Genomic DNA, 19,000 nt, shown 5'->3' with positions numbered 1-19,000 from the left:
AGGGACCGACATGCATTTGATCGTCATCTATGTCATCGGCCTGATCTTCGGCCTTGGTATCTCAATCTCGGGCATGGCCAATCCGGCCAAAGTCCTGAACTTCTTCGATTTTGCAGGGATCTGGGATCCTAGCCTTATCTTCGTGATGGGGGCGGCCATTCTGGTCACAGCACCCGGCTATTTCTTGGTTTTGAAAGGTCCGAAGCCTGTCTTTGGCAACGCCTTCACTTTGCCCGGCACCAAACTGATCGACCGCCGACTGGTCGGGGGATCCTTCACCTTCGGATTGGGTTGGGGTCTGGCCGGTTTCTGCCCTGGGGCATCACTTCCAGTGATCTCGACCGGGAACCCTGACGTGCTGATTTTCACAGCATCCTTAATCGCGGGCATCTTCATTGCGCGCTTCATGATCCAGCGCACCGCAGCAAAACGCGACGCTGTTACTGCTAGCTAACCCCGGGCAACGGTCCGGGACCCTAAGGAAAGGAAATGTCATGACCGACTATCCAGTAAACACCGACCTTGTCCCCGAGGTAAAAGCTTTCTTCGAGCCGGACTCGAATACGATTTCCTATGTGGTCAAGGACCCGACATCTGACGCCTGTGCCGTGATCGACAGCGTCATGGACATCGACTATGCCGCAGGTCGCATTTCGTCTGAACATGCCGACGAGATCATTGCCTATATCAAGGCTGAAGGCTTGAAGCTCGAATGGTTGATCGAAACCCATGTCCATGCGGATCACCTTTCGGGTGCGCCCTATATCCAGCAGCAGCTGGGTGGCAAAATCGGTATTGGCAGCCAGATCACAGTTGTTCAGGACGTGTTCGGCAAGGTCTTCAATGAAGGCACCGAATTCCAACGTGACGGAAGCCAGTTCGACGCCTTGTTCGAAGAAGGCGACACGTACAAGATTGGCAACATGGATGCCTTCGCGATCCACACACCAGGTCACACGCCCGCTTGTATGGTGCATGTGATTGGCAATGCTGGGTTCGTGGGCGACACGCTCTTTATGCCCGATGGCGGGTCAGCACGTGCTGACTTCCCGGGAGGGGATGCTGGCGAGCTTTATGACTCGATCCAGAAAGTGCTTTCGCTTCCTGATGAAACCCGTCTGTTTATGTGCCACGATTACGGCCCAAACGGCCGTGATATTCAGTGGGAAACAACGGTTGCAGAAGAAAAAGAGCACAACATCCATGTGGGCGCAGGCAAAACGCGTGAGGAGTTTGTGAAATTCCGCACCGAGCGTGACGCACAGTTGGATATGCCGCGACTGATCATTCCGTCGCTTCAAGTTAATATGCGCGCTGGTGAAATGCCGCCGGCAGATGAAGACGGAAAGACTTTCCTAAAAGTCCCCGTCAACGCGCTGTAAGAGGTTCAGGTTAAATGCAGAGCAGAAAACTTGATGACACGATAACGGTAAGCCATCAGATCGCGGTTGAGGATGTAAAAGCCATCCGCGATCAAGGCTTTACCTTGCTGATGTGCAACCGTCCCGATGGCGAAGACCCCGGGCAACCGGATTGGGAAGACGTGAAATCTGCAGCTGAGGCCGTGGGACTGAAAACGGCGTTTCTTCCCATGTCCACACGCGAAGATGCGCTTGCTTTGAAAGATGCGTTTCGGAGCGAGATGGAAGCAGCCGATGGTCCGGTCTTTGCATATTGTCGGACAGGAACGCGTTGCGAAATCCTGTGGACCCTCGCGATGAGCTGACACGGCCAGTTAGGCCCTAAATAATACGGAAACCAGCCATGAATGTATCCAAGGCACTGGCAGTGCGTGGCGCTGCCCTAAAACAGTTCGTGCCGATGCTCGAATGGGGCAGGCAGTATGATCAGAAGGTTCTGTCGGCAGATTTGCTTGCCGCGGTGATCGTCACGATCATGCTGATCCCGCAATCCTTGGCCTATGCGCTTTTGGCGGGGCTTCCGGCTGAGATGGGACTTTACGCATCGATCCTTCCATTGGTGGCATATGCGATCTTTGGCACGTCGCGTGCACTGGCCGTTGGACCGGTTGCAGTGGTCAGTCTTATGACCGCTGCTGCGGTGGGCAATTTGGATTTGGCCGGGCCGCAGGAATACATTGCAGCGGCCATTACATTGGCCTTCCTGTCGGGGCTGATCCTGTTGGTGATGGGCGTGTTCCGCCTGGGCTTTCTTGCGAATTTCCTGAGCCACCCCGTGATTGCGGGGTTCATCACTGCCTCGGGCCTGCTGATTGCGACCAGTCAGTTGAAGCATATTCTTGGGATCAACGCCCATGGACATTCGCTGATCGAGCTTCTGGGCTCGTTCTTTTCGCACCTCAGTCAGACCAACCTGATCACGCTTGTAATCGGCGCTGGTTCGGTCGCGTTTCTGTTTTGGGTGCGTAAAGGCCTGAAACCGTTTCTGATGTCTCTGGGACTGGGGGAACGTTTGGCCGATGGGCTGGCCAAAGCCGGACCCGTGGGCGCGGTGGTGGCCACGACGCTTCTTAGTTGGGGTTTTGACTTGCAATCAAAAGGCGTGTCTATCGTAGGCGCGGTGCCGTCGGGCATGCCGCCGCTGACCATGCCAAGCTTTGACGCTGACCTGTGGAGCAGCCTGTTTGGATCGGCCCTGTTGATCTCTATCATTGGTTTTGTTGAATCGATCTCGGTCGCGCAAACCCTGGCCGCGAAGAAGCGGCAACGCATCGTTCCCGATCAAGAGCTTGTGGGCCTTGGCGCATCGAACATCGCTGCCGCGATGTCTGGCGGTTACCCGGTGACGGGTGGGTTCGCCCGTTCTGTGGTTAACTTTGATGCGGGGGCCGAAACACCCGCCGCAGGGGCTTTCACTGCGATTGGCATCTTGCTGGCCGCTTTGTTCCTGACGCCACTGTTGTATTTCCTTCCCAAAGCCACTCTGGCAGCCACCATCATTGTTGCCGTTCTGGGTCTGGTGGATTTTCAGATCCTGAAATCCACGTGGCGCTATCACCGCGCAGATTTCACAGCTGTTTTAGCGACCATTTTGCTAACGCTTGGATTTGGCGTGGAGATCGGTGTTTCCGCAGGCGTGGTGCTGTCCATCGTGCTGTATCTTTACAAGACGTCACGGCCTCATATCGCCGAGGTTGGCTTGGTCCCCGGAACGCAGCATTTCCGCAATATTAACCGCCACGATGTGCTGACCCATCCCGAGCTGGTGACCCTGCGGCTGGACGAAAACCTCTATTTCGCAAATGCGCGGTATATCGAAGACTACCTTCTGGCCCGCACAGCCCGAGGTGGGCTGAAACATGTGGTCCTGATGTGCTCGGCTGTGAATGAAATCGATCTGTCGGCCCTGGAAACATTGGAGGAGCTCGACCGCCAGTTGGGCGACAGCGGCATCACCCTTAGCCTGTCCGAGGTGAAGGGCCCGGTCATGGACCGCCTGAAGCGCACCGATTTTCTGGATCATCTGTCCGGCGATGTCTATCTGACGCAATATGCTGCGATGCAGGCTTTGGGGCCGGTAAAATAAGGGCGACGCTGCGTCATCTGGGGCAGGGTGGTCGGATTTATTGAACGCTTGTACAGTTCTTGCTAGGGCCTGATCAACCAATACGGAGAGTTCCTATGCAGATCACCAAAAACACCGTTGTCACCGTCTCGGGCGGGGCTTCCGGTCTGGGCGGCGCCGTCGCACAGGCCTTCGCAGCCGCGGGCGCCAAGGTTGGCATTTTCGACCTGAACGAAGAGGCCGGACAGGCTATGGCGGAAAAGCTTGGTGGCGCGTTTGCCAAAGTGGACGTGTCGGATCCCGCCTCCGTTGCCGAGGGGTTCAAAACTCTTCGTGCGACATTGGGCCAAGAGCGTGTGATGGTGAACTGCGCGGGCATCGCACCCGCCGCCAAGACCCAGTCCAAAGGTGAACCGCACGATCCGGGCCTATATGCCAAGGTGATTGGCGTGAACATGATCGGCACGTTCAACTGTGCCAGCCAAGCCGCAGCAGGCATGGCGATGGCCGATCCGGTCACGGATGACGGTGAACGAGGCGTGATCGTCAACACCGCCTCTATCGCAGCGATGGACGGGCAAGTCGGTCAGTTGGCCTATGCCTCGTCCAAAGGCGGTGTGGTCGGTATGACGCTGCCCATGGCGCGCGACTTGATGCGCGACGGCATTCGCGTGATGGCCATCGCACCGGGGATCTTCAAAACCCCGATGGTCGCCGGTCTGCCGCAAGAGGTTCAGGACAGCCTTGGTGCTCAAGTTCCGTTTCCCTCGCGCCTTGGTGATCCTGCCGAGTTCGCGGGCATGGTGCGCCATATCGTCGAAAACTCGTTCCTGAACGGCGAAGTGATCCGTCTGGACGGCGCCGTCCGCATGGCACCGCGCTAAACTCTATTGGCCGGGGGCGGGCGACCGCCCTCTGGCATCCCGCGCGCAGATCCCCTATGTAGCGCGCGATGAATACGCATTCGACCATACGCAAAGCAGCCCGCCTGTCCGTCGCACCGATGATGGACTGGTCGGACCGTCATTGCCGGTATTTCCACCGGCTGATGAGCCGCCATGCGTTGCTCTATACCGAAATGGTGACCGCACCCGCCTTGGTACGTGGGGGGGCTGTGCATCTCCTCGACTACAATGCCGAAGAACATCCGGTTGCGGTGCAATTGGGTGGGTCGGACCCGAAAGAGCTGGCTGCGGCCACGAAGCTCTGTGTTGAACGCGGATATGACGAAGTGAACCTGAATGTGGGCTGTCCCTCGGATCGGGTGCAGTCCGGCACATTCGGTGCGGTATTGATGCGTGACCCAACGTTGGTGGCCGATTGTATGGCTGCCATGAAGGACGCTGCACAAAGTATTGAAGTCACAGTAAAGTGCCGTATTGGTGTGGATGATCAATCCCCCGAAGAGGTGCTGCCAGACTTTCTTGAGAAAGTGTCCGCAGCCGGCGTGGAACGATTCACCATCCATGCCCGCAAAGCATGGTTGAAAGGACTAAGCCCGAAAGAGAACCGAGACATTCCCCCCTTGGATTACCCTCTGGTTCACAGCATGAAAGATGCATTTCCGCATCTGCATCTGTCGATCAACGGGGGGATCACGTCGCTGGACGAAGCCCGCGCACATTTTGATGTGATGGATGGCGTGATGATTGGGCGCGCAGCCTATCATGATCCCGGCAACACTCTTTTGGGGGCGGATCAAGCCATATTTGGCGAAACGACCCCAGCCCCAACCGCCCACGAGGTGGTTGAAGCGATGTACCCCTACATCGAAGCGCGTCTGGCCGAGGGTGTCCGCCTTCATGCGATCACCCGCCATATGCTGGGTCTATTCACCGGCCGTCCAGGCGCACGGAAATGGCGGCGCATCCTGTCAGAGGGGGCAACGCGTCCCGGTGCAGGGGTTGCGTTGGTTGAAGAAGCGCTGTCTTCTGTGCCTGAACACGCACCTGTCGACTGAATACTCCATGCCTGACCTGACCACGCTTCTTCCGATGATCGCGCTTTTGGCGGTGATCGGCGGCTTTGCTGGCGTGCTTGCCGGGCTGTTAGGGGTCGGGGGCGGCATCGTTCTTGTGCCCGCCTTCTTCTATGCGTTCTCAGCTTTGGGATACGGGTCTGATCAGATGATGCAAATCTGTCTGGCGACGTCGCTTGCGACGATCATTGTCACTTCAGTGCGGTCGGTGATGTCACACAACAAAAAGGGCGCAGTGGATTGGGGTATCCTGAAAGCGTGGGCGCCGGGCATCGCTGCGGGGGCTTTGATCGGTGTGATTGTGGCCTCCGGGCTGAAATCCGTAGTGCTGCAGGCGATTTTCGGCGTTCTAGGCCTGTGCATTGGTGCCTATTTAGGACTTGGTAAAACCCATTGGAGGCTGGCGGATGCCATGCCGAAAGGCGCGCGTGTCGCAATGTTTTCGCCTGTTTTGGGGTTTCTGTCGGTGCTTATGGGGATCGGGGGCGGCAGCTTTGGCGTGCCGCTGATGACCTTGCATGGACGCCCGATCCACAATGCTGTGGCCACCGCAGCAGGGTTTGGCGTCTTGATCGCTGTCCCATCTGTCCTTGGATTTCTGTTTGTGCAGATCGACCCTGCGGCACGTCCGCCATTCACCGTGGGGGCGGTAAACCTTCCGGCCTTTGCTTTGATCGTGTCGATGACCCTGTTCACAGCGCCCATTGGGGTGAAATTGGCACATGCCATGGACCCCAAACCGTTGAAACGCGTGTTTGCGGTGTTTCTGACCTTGGTGGCGTTGAATATGCTTCGCAAAGCTTTGGGCTGGTAGGTGTCCCGTTCAGGGTTAATCTGCCTTGACCGCTCCATCTGCAGACAGGGCGCTGATGGCGTCCGCGCTCAGCGGGCGTTTGGTCTTTCCGTCCTGCTCCAGCGTCACGACGACGGTTTCGCCTGAACATCGAAGCTCTGATCCGACCCAAACACCGTATTCCAGCACGAAAGAGCTGTTGCGATAGCTGCTGGCGCGCGCTGTGACCACGAAGGTTTCACCAAGAAACATGGGTTTGAAATACCGCGCTGAGTTGGTGGCAAGCACAACTTGTGGATCATTCTTCGCGTTGTAACTGGTGATCGCGTGGTCTTGAAAATAAGGGATGCGGATATCTTCAAACCAGCGCAGGTACACTATGTTGTTCACGTGGTTCAGCGCGTCTAGCTCGTGAAATCGCACGCGATCTGCTTGTCCGTAATTCCAGCCCTCAGGCACCCCAATACTGTGCAACTGGTCTGCGTTCAGCCGGGTGACAAGTGGTGTTTCAGAGTAAAGATCGCTCATATCGGTCGCCCTGCATTTGCGCCAAGCGGCCCGATATTCAGGTCAGCTCACGTGGCAGAATGGTTGGAGCGGGTGAAGGGAATCGAACCCTCGTCGTCAGCTTGGGAAGCTGCTGCTCTACCATTGAGCTACACCCGCGCAGCACCCGAGGTATGCCACAGGTGCTGAAAGTTCAAGGGCGTATGGGCTTAGCCGCGGCGACGACGTCTGCGCCGACCGCCACCGTCTTCACCGTCGCCGCCACCCGTGTTGAAGCTGGGTTCGGGCAGGTCCACGATTGAGCGTAGGATCGGGAAAGGATCGGATGAGTTTGGCATGGCCGAGGCATTCACAAAATGCTCTTGGAACTTCGCCTCAACTGCGGTTTCGATCTTGGTGATTTTACGTACAGTTTCCTCGATTTCGGCCCTTGCCGCACGGTTCAAAAGCGCAATGCGTGCGCCCGTGCCAGCCGCGTTCCCTGCCGAAGTCACTTTATCCAATTCGCAATCCGGGATCATGCCCAGAACCATTGCATGTTTGGCCGAGATATGGGCCCCAAACGCGCCTGCCAGCACCACGCGGTCCACCTTGTCCACACCGCGCTTGTCCATCAAAAGACGCGCGCCGGAATAGAGCGCCGCCTTGGCCATCTGAATGGCGCGAATGTCGCCATTGGTGACGGTGATCGGTTTCTGATCTTCGTCGCCATCCCACAAACGATAGGCGTTTGTGCGGCCGTCAGCGATGCAACGTTCGGTTCCTGTCTGCTCGGCCGATCCGATCAACCCGCCTGAATCCACAAGGCCTGCCATGCGCATTTCTGCGATCACTTCGATGATGCCCGAGCCGCAGATGCCGGTTACACCCGTGACAGCAGTCGCGGCGGCGAAGCCGTCTTCATCCGACCAGATATCCGATCCGATCATGCGGAAACGGGGTTCTTTGGTGACGGGGTTGATCTCGACCCGCTCAATCGCACCGGGGGCCGCGCGTTGCCCCGCGCTGATCTGTGCGCCTTCAAAAGCGGGGCCGGTGGGTGAGGAGCAGGCCAGCACGCCGTCCTTGTCGCCAAGTAGGATCTCGGCATTGGTGCCCACATCAACGACCAGCACAAGGTCTTCTGATTTGTCAGGCGCTTCCGACAGCGCCACGGCGGCGGCATCCGCGCCCACATGGCCTGCGATACAAGGCAGCATGTACAGACGCGCGAGGGGGTGGATGGTCAGATCCACATCCGTGGCCCGCAGACGCAACGCATCAGACGTCGCCAGCGCAAAGGGCGCCTGTCCCAGCTCAAACGGGTCAATGCCAAGGAAGAGGTGGTGCATGACCGGGTTGCAGACCACCACAACGTCCATGATCAGGGATTTGTCAATCTCAGCATCCGCAGCGATCTGCGTGAACAGGGCGTCCATCCCTTCGCGCACAGCTGTGGTCATTTCCTGCGCGCCATCGCTGTTCATCATGGAATAGCTTACGCGGCTCATCAGGTCTTCTCCGAACCGGATTTGTGGGTTCATCAGGCCGGATGAGGCGACAACTTCGCCCGTCGACATGTCACAGAGATGCGCGGCGATGGTGGTCGAACCAAGATCGACGGCCATGCCATAGACCGTGCCCTCGTGATAGCCGGGCCATACATGCATTACGCGGGGCGGGTTTTCCTCGTCGCCCAAGTGCACGGCCACGGTGACCTCCCATTCGCCCTTGCGCAGACAGGGTTGGAGAGATGAAAGTATGTGAAGATCAGCGCGTACACCTTTGATTTCCCACTGTTCTTCGAGCGCGGTGACGAGGCGTTCCAGATCGCCCGAAGGCTCATGCATGTCAGGCTCTTCGACTTCGACATAGAAAAGCTTCACGACCGGGTCCAGTGTGATGTCACGCGCCTCGGCGCGTTTTCGGACCACTTGCTTGTGAACTTGGCTTTCTGGCGGGACGTCCACAACAATGTCACCCTGCACAGTGGCCTGACAGCCCAGACGGCGGCCTTTGGGAAGGCCGCGAATGTCGTCATATCGCTGCTCGACCTTGTTCCATTCGGACAGCGCATCCTCGGAAACGGTCACGCCATGTTTGGGAAATTCGCCAAAGCTGGGCGTCACCTGACATTTCGAGCAGATGCCGCGCCCACCACAGACCGAATCCAAATCCACGCCCAACTGCCGCGCGGCGGTCAGAATGGGGGTGCCGACTGGGAAATGCCCCCGTTTGCCGGAAGGAGTGAAAATGACCAAAGGATCCTGAGACATGCGCGCGTCTTTCCAACAGTTTTTTGATCAATTTACGGATGGATCGCCCGGGTGCAATGCCTGCGAGCGGCATATGTGTGTCGGAAACGCCGTTTTTACCGCAGAAGACGGTTTAGTTCGTTTCCTGCTCTGACAACCAAGCGAGAATCTCCTCCCGGTCGCCGTTTAACAACGGTGCAGCGCCCGGCTGCCGTAGGTCATCCACACTTCCCATCTTGATCGGGTTTCCCGCCGCCACGAAGGGTTTTCCCCCGTCGGGCGATGGCAGTTTCTTCACCATGTTGCGTGCCAAGATTTGCGGGTCTTGCATTGCTTCGGCAACGTTCTGGATGGGCGCACAGGGGATGCCTTCGGCGGTGAGGACCTTAAGCCAATGCGCGCGCGGTTGGCCAAGGGTCACGGTCTCGATCCGGCGGCGCAGTAGCATGACGTTTTCGCAGCGCGCAAGGTTGTTCGAGAACTCAGGCAGGGTGGCCCAATGTGGTTTGCCCAGCACCTGACACAGCTTGCCAAACAGCACATCGTTGCCGCAGGCGATGACCATCAGGCCATCAGCGGTGTGATAGGTTTCGAACGGCGCAATCGAGGGGTGGCGCGCACCTGAAGGTTCGGGCGGGTTGCCGGTTTCACCTGTGATGGCGATGGCGTGTTCCATGATGGCCAGTTGGCTGTCCAGCATCGCGACGTCAACCTTCTGGCCCTTACCGGTCATCTCGCGCTGATACAGCGCAGCGAGCAAGCCGTGTCCCAAAAACATCCCGGCGACGATATCCCCGACCGAGGCCCCCACGCGCACGGGCTCGCGGTTTTTCTCGCCCGTGATGGACATGACACCACCACGTGCCTGTGCCACCATGTCATAGGCGGGTTTCAATGCGTCCGGGCCTGTGTGCCCAAAGCCGGAAACCGCACCGTAGATCAGATGCGGGTGACGCTCTGACAGCGCGTCCCAGCCATAGCCCAAACGCTCCATCACACCGGGGCGATAGTTCTCCATTACCACATCAACCTGCGCCAAAAGCCGTTCGAAGATCGCGCGGTCTGCGTCGTCTTTCAGGTTCAGAGCGATGGATTCCTTATCGCGATTGATCGTTGCGAAATAGGCGCTGTGGCCATCCCGAAACGGTGGGAAATGCCGTGTGTCATCTCCGATGCCGGGTTGTTCCACCTTGATCACCTTTGCCCCAAGGTCCGACAGGATCATCGAACAATAGGGGCCCGCAAGCACATGTGTCAGATCGAGGATTGTGATGTCGGAAAGAGGGGCGATCATGGGAAATGTCCTTTGAGGCAGCATCGGATGATCTGCTGCTTTAATGTATATAACACAGTCCAATTAAGGCATTGATTGCTCAGGGTAAAGCTATCATAGGTTGCATGACAGTAAGCTAACTATTGAAGAGAGATTCTCATGCATCATGGAATTCCCAAATCCATTGCGTTGGTCGCCGTTGCAGCGACATTATCCGGCTGTATGTCCGGTGGTCCCGGCTGGACCCATGTTCAGCAGATGCCCGATAAATCGGCCGTCATTGCATATGATTGTGGATCGCTTGAGGGCGAAGCGGCATCGCGCGCGTTGAAATCATCACATCGCCTATACGTGTCGAAATATCATGGGAAATCCGTTGCTTGGGAAGCCAAGATCGCGAAGCTTCAAGCGCAAGGCGGACATACGCCGGAGCAGATCCAGGAATACAATGCCAAGACATATGCGCTTAAGGATGAGATCCGTGAAGGTACAGCAGCGAAAGGCTGTACAATGAAAGGTGTGTTGGATGCCGGCAGTGCCGCACGCCAAGGCTACTAAGCCTAGTACGTCTTAATGCAGAATGATAAAGGCCCGCCGATTTGGCGGGCCTTTCTTGTTTCATTGAGCCTTTATTACCCCCGACGGCGGCGGCCCCCGCGGCGGCCACCGGCAGCACCTGCGGCTCCGGCATTGGACGAGTTGAATTTGATCCACTCGGCGCCGCCTTCGTCGTTGTTGGTCAGGAAGTTGGCGGCGCGGATGGCCTCCATTTCCTTGCCTGCTTTGGGCTTGGTCGAGCCCAGGCCGAAGACCTGACAGAAGGTTTCGTCATCCATGTCAGCTGGCACAACGATGCCTTTGGCTTCGATCTCGGCCTTCTTTTCAGCCAATTTCTTGGGGCCAACGGGCAGGGCGATCGGGTTCATGATCGCCGACGTCATGCCAGTTGCCATGGCCATCGGCAGAAACGCGTTGTTGATGCCGTGGCGGTTGGGCAGACCGAACGAGATGTTCGAGGCGCCACAGGTGGTGTTCACACCCAGTTCGTTGCGCAGACGATTGTTCAGTTCAAAGACCTGCAAGCCAGCGGTGCCCATGGCGCCGATCGGCATGACTAGGGGATCGACCACGATGTCATGTGCTGGGATGCCGAAATCAGCTGCGCGTTCCACGATCTTCTTGGCAACCGCGAAGCGTACTTCAGGGTCTTCCGAAATGCCGGTGTCGTCGTTCGAGATCGCGACGACTGGAACGTTGTACTTTTTGACCAGTGGCAGAACCAGTTCCAAACGCTCTTCTTCGCCGGTGACCGAGTTCAGAAGCGGACGGCCTTTGGCCGCTTCAAGACCCGCTTCCAGTGCGCCAGGAACCGACGAGTCAATGCAAAGCGGGCAATCGGTGACAGCTTGTACGGTTTCGACCAGTTTGCGCATCAGGTCGGGTTCAACAAAGTTGTTGTCGGCATAACGCGGATCTTCGGCCATCTTGTTCGAGAACACAGCGCCCGAGTTGATGTCGAGGATGGTTGCGCCAGCGGCAACCTGAGCCAGCGCATCGGCTTCTACGCGGCTGAAATCGTCGCGCTCGAGTTCCTCGTTCAGGATCTTGCGGCCCGTCGGGTTGATCCGTTCGCCAATGACCGAGAACGGCTGGTCAAAGCCGATGATCGAGGTCTTAGAAGCGCTTTCGACGATGGTACGGGTCATGATTTATCCTTTGGTCGCGTTCACGGGGGCGGTGTTTTCGCCGCCATTGTTGATGGCCCAGTTTGCATTGGTTTTAATTCCGCCCAGCGGGAAGAAATGCACCTGAGAGATGTTGAAGTCGGGGTTGGCGGTTTTGTGCAGGGCCAAATCGTTCAGAATTTCATCGGGTTCATGCGGCAACAGAAGCTTCGATACGTCCTTGGCACGCTTTTGAAGCACTTTCAGGGACGGGCCAACGCCACAGGCAATCGCGAACTTGATCATGGTTTGCAGCTTGGCCGGACCCGCGATGCCGATATGGATCGGAAGGTTCATACCGCGTTCGGCCAGCTCATTCGCCCATGCGATGACCGGTTCAGCTTCAAAACAGAACTGGGTGGCCAGTGCCATGTCCGCATCGGTGCGTTTCGCGAACTCCTGCTTCCAGTCCAGCGCCGCATAGGTGTTGGCACGCCCGCCTTTGGGGTCGATGTCCAGGTTCGGCTCCGGGTGACCGGCCACGTGCAGATTGGTGAAGCCTGCCTGATCGAACAGACCAGTTTCCAGAAGCTGCATCGAGCTGTCGAACTCGCCATGAGGCTCGGCCACGCCGCCAGCAAGGATCAGTCCCTGCTTAACGTCAGCTTCGCCTTGGTACTGGGCAATCCAATCAGCCAGTGTGGCTTTGTCTTTGATGATACGCGCCGGGAAGTGGGGCATCACGTCGAAGCCTTCTTCCATAATGCGCTTTGCCGTGGCGACCATGTCTTCGATTGGCGTGCCTTCGATATGCGCAATGTAGACGCGGGTGCCTTCGGGCAGAAGATCGCGGAAATCCTCGACCTTGGTGGCCGTGCGGGGCATGACTTCGATCGAATAGCCCTTCAGAAACGCCTGAAGTTCGGGGGATGCGGCATTGGCCTGACCTTCGGTCGGCTTCTTGCGGAAGTTCAACAGCGCCATGGCTGCCTCCTTAATAGAGGGTGGGATCAAGCCCATCCGTCGTTGCCAATCAGAGCGACAAGCCGCTCTTTGTCATATTCCGCATCCAAACGCGCGGCCTCGGCCGTCGCGATCTCTTGCGGGTCGCCTTCGACAGAGTAGGGATCAGCCTTGCGCCATTCCGCCAGATAAGCGTCGCTGTCTTTTGCGTTCACCTTCATGGCAGCCCGGTCAATGGCCTGTTCAAACCGCTCGGGCAGGGGGGCTTTGCTTCCCCGGCGCCCTTTGCCGACGATCACTTGGGCGGGAATGTCCCTCCAATAAACGATGGTCACGTCAGGCATGTGCGATTCTCCCTCTCTCCGTTCTTCATTCCTAATCTCGTAGCCGGTTGGCTCTGCGTCGATTTTCGACACGCCGGGTTTCACAAACGACGTCCACCGGTCCACGAGGTTTCGGAATGTCCGATCCGCCCCTATGCCATACGCAATTTGCAGCGTGCAGGCCATGGAGCCGAGCGTGAAATCGATTCATGAAAATTATGACCTGACGCAACTGTGTTGCTTTTGGCATACGCGAGGGATTGCCACTGCGCAGCCCAGACCCTATCTTGGGAGTAACTCGAAAATGGAGGGCGTAGACCATGGCGCCCAAGCGTCCCAAAGGTGCGGGCGTGTTCCCGAAAGCGGTTGTAGCCCCCGCGCCATCCCCCGTGGATCCGGCCAGCCTGTATGCGGCCTTGGACCTCGGAACAAACAGTTGTCGAATGCTGATTGCCCAACCAAAGGGTAGTCAGTTTCACGTCGTGGACAGCTTTTCGAAATCGGTGCAGCTGGGCCGGGGGCTCGAAGCCTCGGGGCGGCTTAGCCGATCCTCCATGTCGCGTACCATTCAGGCGCTTCGCATTTGCCGCAAGAAATTGATCAAGCATGATGTGAAACGGATGCGTCTTGTCGCAACCGAGGCTTGCCGCCGGGCGTCCAACGGCAAGAACTTCATGAATAATATCCGCCGCGAAACCGGGCTGGAGCTTGAAATCATCAAGCCCGAAGAGGAAGCGCGCTTAGCCGTTGTGTCCTGCGCGCCTTTGGTGTCCACCAAGACCGAACAGCTTTTGGTCGTCGATATCGGCGGCGGCTCGACCGAGCTTGTCTGGATCGACCTGTCCAAAGTACCGCCCCTGGATCGTCCGCAATCGATTATGCGGATGGGGCGTGGATTTAAGGGCGGGATCGGGGATTTCCCTGCTGCGAGTGTTGTGGACTGGATTTCGGTTCCGCTGGGCGTCGCCACTTTGCGCGAAATGTATGACGATGTCGAAGACGATGCCGGGCGCTATGCGCTGATGTCGGTGCATTTTGAAGAACAACTGGCCGACTTTAGCCCGTTTCACCATGAACCCCCTCGTGAAGGGTTTCAGATCATCGGCACCTCGGGCACGGTGACAACGGTGGCGGCAACCCATTTGGGGCTGCGCCGGTATGACAGGACCCGCGTTGATGGGCTTCGCATGACTTCTGACCAGATCGAACGCGTGATCCAAGGCTATCTCGCCATGGGGCCAAAGGGCCGCCGTGTGAACTCTCACATCGGGCGGGATCGGCAATCACTAATCATGTCTGGCTCGGCCATTTTGCAGGCGCTGTTGCGTGTGTGGCCGACGGATCGCTTGTCAGTTGCGGATCGTGGCCTTAGAGAAGGCATCCTTTATTCTCAAATGTCTTCGGACGGTGTGTTGGAAGGCGGACCTTTCTGATGTCTCAAAGTGATGGCAGCTCGGGCGGCACCTCTGGTGGCGGCAATAAATACTCGAAACGCACGCGTAAAAGCTCGGGCCGGGGTCAGCGCGACCTAACGGTGAAGGTGAAAACCGCCCGGGGGCGTCGCAATTCGTCGACACGCTGGCTTCAGCGGCAGTTGAACGACCCGTATGTTCAGCGCGCCAAAGCCGAAGGATATCGCGGGCGCGCGGCCTATAAGATCATGGAGCTTGACGACAAGTTCCGCTTCTTGGTCAATGGCGCGCGTGTGGTCGATCTTGGCTGCGCACCCGGCGGGTGGGCGCAAGTCGCCGTGCCGCGGATCAATGCGTTGGGCGAGAAGTCCGGCAAGCAGATTGGCACCTATCTGGGGGTTGATTTGCAAGAGGTTGAACCTTTGGCCGGCGCGCGCTTTGAACAGCTTGATTTCATGGAAGACGACGCCGACAAGGTTGTTCAGGACTGGCTGGGCGGCAAAGCGGATGTGGTGATGTCTGACATGGCGGCCTCAAGTTCGGGTCACAAGCAGACCGACCACTTGCGCATCATATCTCTGTGCGAAGCAGCGGCCTATTTCGCTTTTGATGTGCTGGACGAAGGCGGCACCTTTGTCGCAAAAGTTCTAGCTGGTGGGGCGGAAGGCGAGCTACAAAAGCTGCTGAAGTCCAAGTTCAACAAGGTAATGAACGTCAAGCCGCCATCAAGCCGCTCTGACAGCTCCGAAAAATTCGTTGTGGCGATGGGATTCAAGGGATGAGTGTCTTTCCCTGAATGTCCATGAGCGGTGCAGGTGTGATGTGATGATAAGGTCGAAGGCAGGCAGTCTTCTGTCGCCTTTTGAGTAGAAGACCCTGATCGCCCATGACACAACTGGACAAAACCGATCAGAACCACGAATCCCATCGACCTATGGGATCGCTTTCGAAAGGCAGTGACCATGCGCGCGCAACCTCAAGCCAGCCACTTCATCAATGGCGAATATGTTGAAGACACAGCAGGTGCTGAAATCGACGTTATCTTCCCCGCAACGGGCGAGGTGATTGCCAAGCTGCACTCAGCCACCCCGGAAATCATCGAGAAAGCCATCGCTTCATCAAAGGCAACGCAATCCGATTGGGAAGCGATGACCGGGACGGAACGGGGCCGCATCCTGCGCCGTGCCGCCGACATCATCCGCGAACGCAACCACGATCTGTCGGTGCTTGAGACACTGGATACCGGCAAGCCATATCAGGAAACTAGCGTGGCGGATGCAACCTCGGGCGCGGATGCGCTGGAGTATTTCGGCGGCTTGGCCGCGTCTCTGACCGGCGAGCATATCCAGATGCCAGAAGGGGATTTCGTCTATACCCGCCGCGAAGCGCTTGGCGTTTGCGTGGGGATTGGTGCGTGGAATTATCCAACCCAAATCGCGTGCTGGAAAGCGGCACCTGCGCTGGCTTGCGGCAACACGTCGATCTTTAAGCCATCGGAAACCACGCCTCTTTCCGCGCTGAAAGTGGCCGAGATATTGATGGAAGCCGGTGCGCCTGCAGGCATCTTCAACATCATTCAGGGCTACGGCGATGTGGGGGCTGCGCTGGTCACTGATCCGCGCGTGGCCAAAGTCTCGCTCACCGGATCTGTACCGACGGGTCGCAAGGTATACGCCGCTGCTGCAGAAGGCATGAAACATGTCACGATGGAGCTGGGTGGCAAGTCGCCCATGATCATTTTTGATGACGCGGATGTCGAGAACGCTGTGTCGGGCGCGATCCTTGGGAACTTTTATTCGTCGGGGCAGGTGTGTTCAAACGGGACGCGTGTTTTCGTTCAGAAGGGTATCAAAGAAGCGTTCCTCAAACGTCTGGCTGAACGTTTGGACGGGGCCGTTATTGGTGATCCGCTGGACCCTGAAACCTCGTTCGGGCCGATGGTTAGCGAAGGACAGTTAAACATCGTGATGAATTACATCGAAAAGGGCAAAGAAGAGGGCGCGCGTCTGGCCTATGGCGGATCGCGCGTCAAAGGGAATGGCTTCTTTTTGCAGCCCACGGTCTTTGCCGACGTGACCGATGACATGACCATCGCACGCGAAGAGATCTTCGGTCCTGTCATGTCCGTACTGGATTTTGAAGATGAGGCCGAAGTTATGGCCCGTGCCAATGACACAGAGTTCGGCTTGGCCGCAGGCGTCTTCACCAATGACCTGACCCGCGCCCACCGCGTTGTTGCCGGGTTCGAGGCGGGCACGTGCTACATCAACACCTATAATGACGCGCCAGTCGAAGCGCCATTTGGTGGCTCGAAAGCCTCGGGCGTTGGTCGCGAGAACTCGAAAGCCGCGATCGAGCACTATTCCGAATTGAAGACTGTTTACGTGCGTTTAAGTGATCTGGAAGCGCCGTTTTAGTATTTCGGGGCAAGCCTTTGTCTGCCCTGAAACCTAGCTGTTATTGTACCGATCCAGCCGCATAATGGCCAAAGCTAGGCCCGAGCATATTGTGACGCCGATCATCAGTGGCAGGGGGGTGCCGTTGAAGCTCAGCCCAATGGGGGCGGCAATGGCAATGGCGGTAACTGTTGGTAGCGCCCCAATAATTGCGCTGGCGGTTCCGGCAACGTGACCAAGCGGTTGAATGGCAAGGGCGTTTAAGTTGCCAAAACTCAGCCCGTTTAGGAAGAACAGAGTGGTTGCCCAAAGACAGAAGATGATCAGGGCGGTGACCCCTTGCGGCTCGTAGACGTACCAATACATCAGAGTGATCCCGGCCAGTACGGTCTGTGCGGCAAACCCCGCCTGCGCCAGACGACGCATGCCAATGCGCATCACCAACTGTGCGTTCAGCATCCCGGATGCCGCTGAGAAGACCGTGATCAAAGCAAAATAGAGCGGAAACTTCGTGCCTGTACCAAGCACATCAACAAAGATTTGTTGGGCCGAGCTGATGAAGGCCATAAGCTGCGCGAAGGCAAAGGTGATGACTGCCATATAGATCAGCGTCACACGGGTCTTCATGACAATCGCAAATGCTTCAAATGTCGGCCTTGGGGACAAGGGCCTGCGGCGCTCGGGTGGCAGGGTTTCCGGTTGGCGCAGTAAGAACCACGTCAGAATAGCAATAGCCATCAGGATGTAGGTGGTGAACATATGCCGCCAGCCAAATCCCAAAACGACCCATTGGCCGATCAACGGGGCAATTGCGGGCACCAGCACGAAGAAGGTAAAGGCCATCGAGTTGACCCGCGCCATCTGACGCCCCTCATAAAGATCACGTGTCATTGCCATCCCGCAGGTGCGTGGCCCTGCAGCACCGGCGCCTTGTACAAAGCGCCAGAACAGCAAGGCCTCAAGCGATTGGGCCCAAAGCGCGGCAAAAGCTGCCAGCATGTACAGGATCATGCCCAAAGCCAACGAATACCGCCGGCCGATTGTGTCAGACAGCGGCCCGAAAATAAGCTGGCCCGCGCCCGCACCAATGACGAAAGAGCTGATCAAAAGCTGCGCCCGGTTTACGTCTTCCGGCACCATCGTTGATGCAATCTCTGGCAGCGCGGGCATGATGGAATCGATTGAAAACGCCACCATGGAAAACAGCGCTGCGATCAGCAGCACATACTCCCGCAGATGCAGCGGTTTAACCGGAGGGAAGGTGCGTGGCTTCACGAAGTTGATGCCTCGCTGTTCGCACCGTCGTCTTTCAATTCTTCCGTGATTTCGTCGATCACCTGCTGCCACAGTTTGATGGGCTGCGCGCCGGGGACAACGTGCTGGTTTGCAATCACGAATGTGGGCACCGAGTTGACACCCTTTTTGCGGGCGTCCATGTCGCGGGCCAGAAGATCACTGGCATCTGCGGACGACTCCATCAGCCGCGCGACCATATCGGCATCCATGCCAGCACCGGCAGCGATATCGCATAACACTTTTTGGTCTCCAAGGTCGCGACCATCAACAAAATAAGCGCGAAATAGCCGGTCTACGATTGCGTTTTGCTTGCCTTCAAGCCCGGCCCAATGGACCAGCCTATGTGCATTCATCGTGTTGGGCGTACGCTTAATCGCTTCAAGGTTCATTTCGATCCCCGAGGCTGCAGCTTCTTCGATCACTGGCATATAGGCTTTGACAGCTTTCTGCTGGCCGCCAAATTTAGCTTCCAGATACTCACGCCGATCCATGCCTTCGGGCGGCATTTCGGGATTAAGCTGAAACGGGTGCCACTGAATTTGAAATGGGTGTTCAGGGCGTGTTTCCAATGCGTAATCTAATCTCGTTTTTCCGATGTAACACCAAGGACAAATCGGGTCAGAGAAAACATCCAAGCGGATCATATAAAACTCCTATGGCGACAAGCTCTATCTG

At 57.3% G+C, this 19,000-nt stretch carries 19 protein-coding genes and 1 tRNA gene; 11 read left to right on the top strand and 9 right to left on the bottom strand.

The window, feature by feature from the left end; all coding sequences use genetic code 11:
* The first annotated feature begins 10 nt into the window (after positions 1-10).
* The 7 genes from MWU55_RS15220 to MWU55_RS15190 all read left to right on the top strand — a co-directional run bounded on the left by MWU55_RS15220 (position 11) and on the right by MWU55_RS15190 (position 6,278).
* Positions 11-454, top strand: a complete 444-nt coding sequence (locus tag MWU55_RS15220; RefSeq protein WP_246937500.1) for a DUF6691 family protein — start codon at positions 11-13, stop codon at positions 452-454.
* 40 nt (positions 455-494) lie between these two features.
* Positions 495-1,382: an MBL fold metallo-hydrolase gene (locus MWU55_RS15215; protein WP_246937498.1), complete on the top strand. Its 888-nt coding sequence runs from the start codon at positions 495-497 to the stop codon at positions 1,380-1,382.
* Positions 1,383-1,396: 14 nt separating this feature from the next.
* Positions 1,397-1,726 carry a TIGR01244 family sulfur transferase gene (locus tag MWU55_RS15210; RefSeq protein ID WP_246937496.1) on the top strand — a complete coding sequence of 110 codons (330 nt, stop codon included), beginning with the start codon at positions 1,397-1,399 and terminating at the stop codon, positions 1,724-1,726.
* A 38-nt stretch (positions 1,727-1,764) separates the two neighbouring features.
* Positions 1,765-3,507 carry a sulfate permease gene (gene sulP, locus MWU55_RS15205; protein WP_246937494.1) on the top strand — a complete coding sequence of 581 codons (1,743 nt, stop codon included), beginning with the start codon at positions 1,765-1,767 and terminating at the stop codon, positions 3,505-3,507.
* Positions 3,508-3,602: 95 nt separating this feature from the next.
* Entirely contained in the window at positions 3,603-4,370 is a 768-nt protein-coding gene (locus MWU55_RS15200; protein WP_246937491.1) for an SDR family oxidoreductase, read from the top strand.
* Positions 4,371-4,438: 68 nt separating this feature from the next.
* The gene (gene dusA, locus MWU55_RS15195; RefSeq protein WP_246937489.1) at positions 4,439-5,446 is read left to right on the top strand and encodes a tRNA dihydrouridine(20/20a) synthase DusA; all 1,008 of its coding nucleotides are present in this window, start codon (positions 4,439-4,441) and stop codon (positions 5,444-5,446) included.
* A gap of 7 nt (positions 5,447-5,453) precedes the next feature.
* A complete protein-coding gene (locus MWU55_RS15190; RefSeq protein ID WP_246937487.1) occupies positions 5,454-6,278 on the top strand; it encodes a sulfite exporter TauE/SafE family protein in 825 nt (274 codons plus the stop codon).
* A gap of 15 nt (positions 6,279-6,293) precedes the next feature.
* Here the strand turns inward: MWU55_RS15190 and MWU55_RS15185 are convergent, their stop codons facing one another.
* The 4 genes from MWU55_RS15185 to MWU55_RS15170 form a co-directional block, all read right to left on the bottom strand.
* Positions 6,294-6,785 (bottom strand): thioesterase family protein, encoded by a 492-nt coding sequence (locus tag MWU55_RS15185; protein ID WP_246937485.1) that lies wholly within the window; start codon positions 6,783-6,785, stop codon positions 6,294-6,296.
* A gap of 64 nt (positions 6,786-6,849) precedes the next feature.
* Positions 6,850-6,923 (bottom strand) — tRNA-Gly (locus tag MWU55_RS15180).
* Between the two features lie 50 nt (positions 6,924-6,973).
* Entirely contained in the window at positions 6,974-9,019 is a 2,046-nt protein-coding gene (locus MWU55_RS15175) for an ASKHA domain-containing protein (RefSeq protein WP_246937483.1), read from the bottom strand.
* 112 nt (positions 9,020-9,131) lie between these two features.
* Entirely contained in the window at positions 9,132-10,292 is a 1,161-nt protein-coding gene (locus MWU55_RS15170) for a CoA transferase (protein ID WP_246937481.1), read from the bottom strand.
* Positions 10,293-10,430: 138 nt separating this feature from the next.
* On the opposite strand from MWU55_RS15170, the gene MWU55_RS15165 reads away from it, so the two are divergent.
* The gene (locus MWU55_RS15165) at positions 10,431-10,829 is read left to right on the top strand and encodes a hypothetical protein (RefSeq protein WP_246937479.1); all 399 of its coding nucleotides are present in this window, start codon (positions 10,431-10,433) and stop codon (positions 10,827-10,829) included.
* Positions 10,830-10,903: 74 nt separating this feature from the next.
* Here MWU55_RS15165 and MWU55_RS15160 read toward each other — a convergent pair whose 3' ends face one another.
* Genes MWU55_RS15160 through MWU55_RS15150 form a run of 3 tightly spaced genes read right to left on the bottom strand, consistent with a single transcriptional unit; the run spans position 10,904 to position 13,242 of the window.
* Positions 10,904-11,977, bottom strand: a complete 1,074-nt coding sequence (locus MWU55_RS15160; RefSeq protein ID WP_246937477.1) for a methyltetrahydrofolate cobalamin methyltransferase — start codon at positions 11,975-11,977, stop codon at positions 10,904-10,906.
* Between the two features lie 3 nt (positions 11,978-11,980).
* Positions 11,981-12,919, bottom strand: coding sequence for a methylenetetrahydrofolate reductase (locus MWU55_RS15155; RefSeq protein WP_246937475.1), 939 nt, complete (start codon positions 12,917-12,919; stop codon positions 11,981-11,983).
* 26 nt (positions 12,920-12,945) lie between these two features.
* A complete protein-coding gene (locus MWU55_RS15150) occupies positions 12,946-13,242 on the bottom strand; it encodes a virulence factor (protein ID WP_246937473.1) in 297 nt (98 codons plus the stop codon).
* A 299-nt stretch (positions 13,243-13,541) separates the two neighbouring features.
* Here MWU55_RS15150 and MWU55_RS15145 point away from each other — a divergent pair, with 299 nt between their 5' ends.
* The 3 genes from MWU55_RS15145 to betB all read left to right on the top strand — a co-directional run bounded on the left by MWU55_RS15145 (position 13,542) and on the right by betB (position 17,050).
* Positions 13,542-14,654, top strand: a complete 1,113-nt coding sequence (locus MWU55_RS15145; protein WP_246937471.1) for a Ppx/GppA phosphatase family protein — start codon at positions 13,542-13,544, stop codon at positions 14,652-14,654.
* Entirely contained in the window at positions 14,654-15,415 is a 762-nt protein-coding gene (locus MWU55_RS15140; protein WP_246937469.1) for an RlmE family RNA methyltransferase, read from the top strand. Before MWU55_RS15145 ends, MWU55_RS15140 begins: the two co-directional genes overlap by 1 nt.
* A 174-nt stretch (positions 15,416-15,589) precedes the next feature.
* Positions 15,590-17,050: a betaine-aldehyde dehydrogenase gene (gene betB / locus MWU55_RS15135; protein WP_246937467.1), complete on the top strand. Its 1,461-nt coding sequence runs from the start codon at positions 15,590-15,592 to the stop codon at positions 17,048-17,050.
* Between the two features lie 33 nt (positions 17,051-17,083).
* On the opposite strand, the gene MWU55_RS15130 is transcribed toward betB, so the two are convergent.
* Positions 17,084-18,304 (bottom strand): multidrug effflux MFS transporter, encoded by a 1,221-nt coding sequence (locus MWU55_RS15130; protein ID WP_246937465.1) that lies wholly within the window; start codon positions 18,302-18,304, stop codon positions 17,084-17,086.
* Positions 18,301-18,969, bottom strand: a complete 669-nt coding sequence (locus tag MWU55_RS15125; protein WP_246937463.1) for a DsbA family oxidoreductase — start codon at positions 18,967-18,969, stop codon at positions 18,301-18,303. Before MWU55_RS15125 ends, MWU55_RS15130 begins: the two co-directional genes overlap by 4 nt.
* Positions 18,970-19,000 lie beyond the last annotated feature (31 nt).

Origin of the sequence: Aliiroseovarius sp. F20344 (genome assembly GCF_023016155.1) — a bacterium.
In the GTDB taxonomy this organism is placed as follows: Bacteria; Pseudomonadota; Alphaproteobacteria; order Rhodobacterales; family Rhodobacteraceae; genus Aliiroseovarius.
The sequence above is the reverse complement of the archived record's forward strand: the minus strand, read 5'-3'. Positions and strand labels throughout refer to the sequence as shown.